Below are 6,083 nucleotides of genomic sequence, written 5' to 3'. Positions count from 1 at the left end.
TGGATCCAGCAGAGGAAAGGTTCTCATAGCAAGGATGAAGACCGTTTAGCATTGGATCTAGTTGAGGGAAGGTTCTCATAACAAGGATGAAGACCGCTTTGCATTGGATCCAGCAGAGGAAAGGTTCTCATAGCAAGGATGAAGACCGTTTAGCATTGGATCTAGTTGAGGGAAGGTTCTCATAACAAGGATGAAGACCGCTTTGCATTGGATCCAGCAGAGGAAAGGTTCTCATAGCGGGGATGAAGACCGCTTTGCATTGGATCCAGCAGAGGAAAGGTTCTCATAGCGCGAATGAAGACCGTTTAGCATCAGATTCAGCAGAGGAAAGGTTCTCATAGCGAGGATGAAGACCGTTCAGCATTGGTTCCAACAGAGGAACGGTTCCGTATCAGTTTTTTATGAAATACTGAGCCCCATTACTTTTTCCCCAGCTTCAAGCTTTGCTTTAACAAGCATATTATCACTCATTCATATTACACTATACGCTAAAAATAAACTAAAAATCCTCTGATTATTAGAATGTTTAAGAACTTTGTAACCAATAGAAGAAGATAAGAAACTAGCAATACAGATAGTATACTAGAATAATATTTGAATAATCTAATAATTCTTAATTGACCAAAAAATAGATAAGCTTTATAATATCAATTATAGAAATATTATACCGTTAAGCGATTAGTTTTTTGCGCAAACGTTGAAAGCGCTTAATAAAAATGTTGAGAAAAGAGGGAAAATAATGGCTGAACAAACGATCTCAAAAAAGGGTTCATCTACAGCTGCGTACTTAACTGAAGAACATCATATGTTTCGTGAGTCTGTAAAGAAATTTATTGAAAAAGAAATTGAGCCTAATTATTTAAAATGGGAAGAAGACCGCATGGTTCCAAGAGAAGTTTGGAAAAAGATGGGTGAGCAAGGGTTTCTTTGTCCATGGGTCAGCGAAGAATATGGCGGCATGGGAGTCGATTTTGCATTCGGTGTTATCCTTGCTGAAGAAATTGCAAAAGTTGGCGGCGGCTTAAGCGGATTTGGTCTTCATAGCAATGTCGTAGTTCCTTACATAGATTCATTTGGATCAGAGGAGCAAAAGGCTAGACTATTGCCAGGTCTTGTAAGTGGTGATTTAATCTCTGCAATTGCTATGACAGAACCGGGAGCGGGTTCTGACTTGGCAAATATTAAGACAACGGCCATAAAGGATGGCGATCATTACATTGTAAATGGTCAAAAGACGTTCATTTCTAATGGAATTATGTCTGATGTTGTCGTAGTAGCTGTTAAAACAGATCCTCAAGCAAACCCTCCACATCGCGGAGTAAGTTTGATTATTGTGGAAGAAGGAATGAAGGGCTTTTCTAGAGGAAGAAAGTTAGATAAAGTCGGCATGCATGCTCAAGATACGGCTGAGTTGATTTTTGAAGACGTTCGTGTTCCTGTTTCAAACTTGCTTGGTGAAGAAGGCAAGGGATTTGTGTATTTAATGCAGAAATTACAGCAAGAAAGAGTTATGACTTGTATTGGTGCGATTGCGGCTGCTGAAGATATGCTGGATATCACGTTAAATTATGTAAAAGAACGTGAAGCGTTTGGCAAACCGATCGGTAAATTCCAAAATACACAATTTAAGCTTGCTGAAATTGCCACACAAGTAACACTTGGCAGAACTTTTGTAGACAGTCTTATTTCTAGACATATGAATGGGGAAAACATTGTAACAGAAGTCTCAATGGCGAAGTGGTGGATTACGGATATGGCTAGACGTATTTCTTCTGAATGTATGCAGCTTCACGGCGGATATGGCTATATGGAAGAATATAAGATTGCTAGAAGATATCGAGACATTGCCGTAACACCAATTTTTGCAGGATCTAACGAAATTATGAAGACGATCATTGCAAAAAATCTTGGATTATAAAACTTAATCACTAGAAAGGGATTCTGTATTACTAGAATCCCTTTCTCTTTCTGGAAGGAGATACATATGGGGATATCAATGTCACAACAATTGCTTATTGGTGAAGGGCTGAAATTTTCTGCCCATTATGTTCCGAATCGAGACGCTTTTGTGTATGGTGAGGAACGCTTAACTTATGGAAAAACGCTTGAACGTGCAACGCATTTAGCGGGATGGCTCCAGAAGCATGGAGTTCAAAAGAATGAAAAAATCGCTTGTCTATTTAAAAACGGTACGCCTTTTGTTGAATTATTTTTTGCGGTGAGTTTAAATGGCTCCGTATTTGTGCCTGTAAACTTCCGCCTGGTTACAGCAGAACTACAATACATCCTTAATCACGCGGATATCAAAATACTATTTATTGATGAAGAGTTTGCTGACACCATACTTTCGATAGAGGACAAGCTTCCAAATATTGAAAAGATTGTAGTGGTAGGCAGGGCTGCTGAGAGTAATGATATTCCGCTGGTTACCTATGACTCTATCTTTGAAGGCTCAATCTCTTTTAGACAAAGAGAAGACTTGGATGATGATGATCCGCTAGCCATTGTCTATACGTCTGGTACAACCGGTAAGCCAAAAGGTGCCGTTTTAACACATAAAAACTTGTATATGAATGGGATGCATAAGCTATATCATGCTGGTGCTAAATTTGGAACAAAGCATTTGACGATACCGCCTCTGTTTCATATTGCAGGCTTAGCGAATATTACGCAGCTCATTCTTATGCAAGGGACGATGTTCATTCATCGCGAATTCAATCCGAGAGTTATTTTGGAAACAATTGAGAGAGAAAAAATCAATTCGATGTTTTTGGTACCATCCATGTGGAATATCGTGCTTAAAGAACCTAACTTGCATGAATATGACCTTAGTTCTATGAGGATTTGTGCAACTGCAGGAGCGATTTGTCCACTAGAATTAAAATACAAGATTATTGATACTTTTAAAAACGGAAGTATTCATGAAACGTTTGGACAGACGGAAATGAGTCCAAGCACAACGTTTTTAACGGGAGAGGACGCACTAGATAAATCGAAAACAGCCTCTGTCGGAAGACCATCTCTCAACGTTCGTATTCGTGTAGTGGATGATAATATGAACGATGTGCCAGTTGGAGAAATTGGTGAAATTGTCTATCAAGGACCGACAACGATGAAGGAATATTATAAAAACCCTGAAGCAACGAAGGAAGCCTTTAGAGGCGGCTGGTTTCACAGCGGGGATTTAGTGCGGATGGACGAAGAAGGGTTTGTCTATGTGGTAGATCGTAAAAAGGATATGATTATTAGCGGCGGTGAAAATATCTATCCAAAGGAAATTGAAGAAGTTCTCTATACACATCCGGACATCTTAGAAGCAGCAGTAGTGGGTGTGCCTGATCCTAAGTGGGGAGAAAGCGTAAAAGCATGTATTGTACTAAACCAAGGCAGGCAGCTTTTCGAAGTTGATATCATCCAATATTGCCAGCAGTATTTAGCATCATACAAAAAGCCTCGTTACGTAGAGTTTTTTGACATTCTGCCTAAAAATGCAGCGGGAAAAATATTAAAGACAGAATTACGTAATGCAGTTACGGATAAAGCGATAAACTAACAAGCCAAAGAAGGAACAATTCTTTTTACGAGTTGTTCCTTTTAGTATAGAAAAATTCTATTAATTTATAACATTTATACTTTTCAGATTATTTGTTGACAACCATTTGGCGCTGTACTATATTAATAGATGAAAAGGTAAAAAGGTTGTTATTTTATGAAAACGTTTTCTACTCCATACATTCTTCTATAAAAGGAGGAAGTACTATTGAGTCAAACCATTCCCGTTCGAAAGGGAGAAGAAATTGATGTAGATGTGATAAGCAAATATCTATTCTCTAATCTTAACGATCTTCCAAAAAATACGCTAGAGATTGAACAATTTTCCGCCGGCAGCTCCAATTTAACTTATGTCATTAAATGTGGAGAGTGGCAAGGTGTTTTGAGAAGACCGCCATTTGGCCCTCTGCCACCTAAAGCACATGATATGGAAAGAGAATATGAAGTGTTAAGAAAGCTGAGTACTGTGTTCCCGTTAGTTCCGAAACCGTATATTCTCTGTAGAGATAAAGAGGTAATTGGCGCACCATTTTATATTATGGAAAGAGTAGAGGGAGTTACTCTTGAAGATGATCCCCATGCAGAAAATAATCTGACCATTGAGGATAAACAACATATTTCTAACTTGATGGTAGACGCCATGGTAGAGCTACATAATGTTGACTATAAGAAGGCTGGTCTAGAAAACATCGGGTATACAAATGGTTTTATCGAAAGACAGCTTAAGAACTGGGTTGCAAGGAACCATAAATATAAAATTGAAGATATCCCTGAAGTGGATAACATCATTAAGTGGCTGGAAAGCCATGTGCCAAAGCCGCAGCAGCCAACGTTAATTCATAATGATTTTAAAATTAATAATGTTCTATTTTCGGATGATTTAAGAGAGGTAAATGCGATCCTTGACTGGGAAATGGCGACAATTGGCGACCCTTTATTCGATCTTGGTACAACCTTGAGCTATTGGTTTGAAGAGAATGACTCTGACTTAATCAAAGGAAGTTTGAGAATGCCTACAGCTCAGCCTGGCTTTATCAGCCGAAGAGAGTTTTTAGACAAGTATTCCAAAAAGACTGGAAGAGATGTGTCTTCATTTAAGTTTTATATGATTCTATCTTATTTTAAAATTGCCGTCGCCATGCTGCAGATTTATTATCGCTATGCAACAGGGCAGACAAAAGATCCCCGATTCAAAGGTGCCCATAAAAGTGCTAAGAACTTAATGATTTATGCAGAATCATTAGTTCACAATAAAGATATTTAAGGGAGGAACAGGAATTATGATTTTTGAAAAATCAGAAAAGGTAAAACAATTAGAAAATAGACTCAATGCCTTCATGGATGAATACATTTATCCAAATGAAGCGGTATATGCCGAGCAGATTAAGCAAGACGAATATCATTGGGGCGAGCCTCCTATTTTGACAGAACTAAAAGAAAAGGCGAAGCAAGCAGGGTTATGGAACTTATTTTTACCTGAAAGTGAGAATGGAGCTGGATTAACGAATCTAGAGTATGCTCCACTTTGTGAAATTATGGGCCGTTCTGGCATGGCACCAGAAGTGTTTAACTGTGCTGCGCCAGATACAGGGAATATGGAAATCTTGGACCGCTTTGGTACTCCTGAACAAAAGGAAAAATGGCTGAAGCCGCTGCTAGAAGGAACAATTAGATCCACGTTTAGTATGACAGAACCTGATGTGGCGTCATCAGATGCAACGAATATCCAAACAAGCATTGTCAGAGATGGAGATGAATATGTCATCAATGGGCGTAAATGGTGGCAGTCCGGTACGGAATCATCGAAATGTAAAGTGTTAATTGTGATGGGGAAAACTGACCCGAATGCACCGAGGTTTGAACAGCAATCCATGATTATCGTACCGAAAGACACTCCTGGTATAAAAATTATCCAAAACTTAAGTGTGTTTGGATACGATGATTCACCACACGGACATTCTGAATTAGTATTTGAAAATGTTCGCGTTCCAGCTTCAAACATTCTATGGGGTGAAGGGAAAGGATTTGCGATTGCACAGGCTAGACTTGGCCCAGGGCGAATCCACCACTGCATGCGTTTAATCGGGCAAGCAGAGCGTGCGCTTGAATTGATGATTAAAAGAGCAAAAAGCCGTGTTGCTTTCGGTAAAACAGTCGCAGAACAAGGGGTTATTCGGAACTGGATTGCAGAATCTAGAATTGATATCGACCAAGCACGTTTATTAACGTTAAATGCTGCTCATATGATGGATACAGTCGGAAACAAAGTCGCGAGAAAAGAAATTGCCATGATTAAGGTTGCTGCACCAGAAATGGCTTGTAAAGTCATTGACCGTGCGATTCAAGTTCACGGCGGTGGCGGAGTTAGTGATGTCTTCCCGCTGGCAAAAATGTATTCCCGCGCAAGAATTACAAGACTCGCTGATGGTCCGGACGAGGTTCATAAAGAAACGGTTGCGAAGCTTGAGTTAAAGAAGCATTCATAATAATTTTTGAAATTGAATGACTATGTTCAGGAGGTATCCCACGTT

General features: G+C 39.3%; 4 protein-coding genes. All 4 read left to right on the top strand.

Annotation, left to right across the window (positions count from 1 at the left end; translation table 11 throughout):
• Nucleotides 1-739: 739 nt before the first annotated feature.
• Nucleotides 740-1,918, top strand: coding sequence for an acyl-CoA dehydrogenase family protein (locus tag CZ487_RS15905; RefSeq protein ID WP_077213264.1), 1,179 nt, complete (start codon nucleotides 740-742; stop codon nucleotides 1,916-1,918).
• 78 nt (nucleotides 1,919-1,996) lie between these two features.
• Entirely contained in the window at nucleotides 1,997-3,553 is a 1,557-nt protein-coding gene (locus tag CZ487_RS15900) for an acyl-CoA synthetase (RefSeq protein ID WP_237562900.1), read from the top strand.
• A 207-nt stretch (nucleotides 3,554-3,760) separates the two neighbouring features.
• A complete protein-coding gene (locus CZ487_RS15895; protein WP_077213262.1) occupies nucleotides 3,761-4,816 on the top strand; it encodes a phosphotransferase family protein in 1,056 nt (351 codons plus the stop codon).
• A gap of 16 nt (nucleotides 4,817-4,832) precedes the next feature.
• The gene (locus CZ487_RS15890) at nucleotides 4,833-6,038 is read left to right on the top strand and encodes an acyl-CoA dehydrogenase family protein (RefSeq protein ID WP_077213261.1); all 1,206 of its coding nucleotides are present in this window, start codon (nucleotides 4,833-4,835) and stop codon (nucleotides 6,036-6,038) included.
• The last annotated feature ends 45 nt before the right edge of the window (nucleotides 6,039-6,083 follow it).

It is taken from the genome of Robertmurraya dakarensis, from assembly GCF_900156875.1.
Lineage (GTDB): Bacteria > Bacillota > Bacilli > Bacillales > Cytobacillaceae > Robertmurraya > Robertmurraya dakarensis.
The sequence above is the reverse complement of the archived record's forward strand: the minus strand, read 5'-3'. Positions and strand labels throughout refer to the sequence as shown.

Bases quoted from the DNA above. Each gene is read 5' to 3' on its own strand.
- CZ487_RS15900 (WP_237562900.1), top strand. From the start codon at position 1,997: ATGTCACAACAATTGCTTATTGGTGAAGGGCTGAAATTTTCTGCCCAT.
- CZ487_RS15905 (WP_077213264.1), top strand. From the start codon at position 740: ATGGCTGAACAAACGATCTCAAAAAAGGGTTCATCTACAGCTGCGTAC.
- CZ487_RS15890 (WP_077213261.1), top strand. From the start codon at position 4,833: ATGATTTTTGAAAAATCAGAAAAGGTAAAACAATTAGAAAATAGACTC.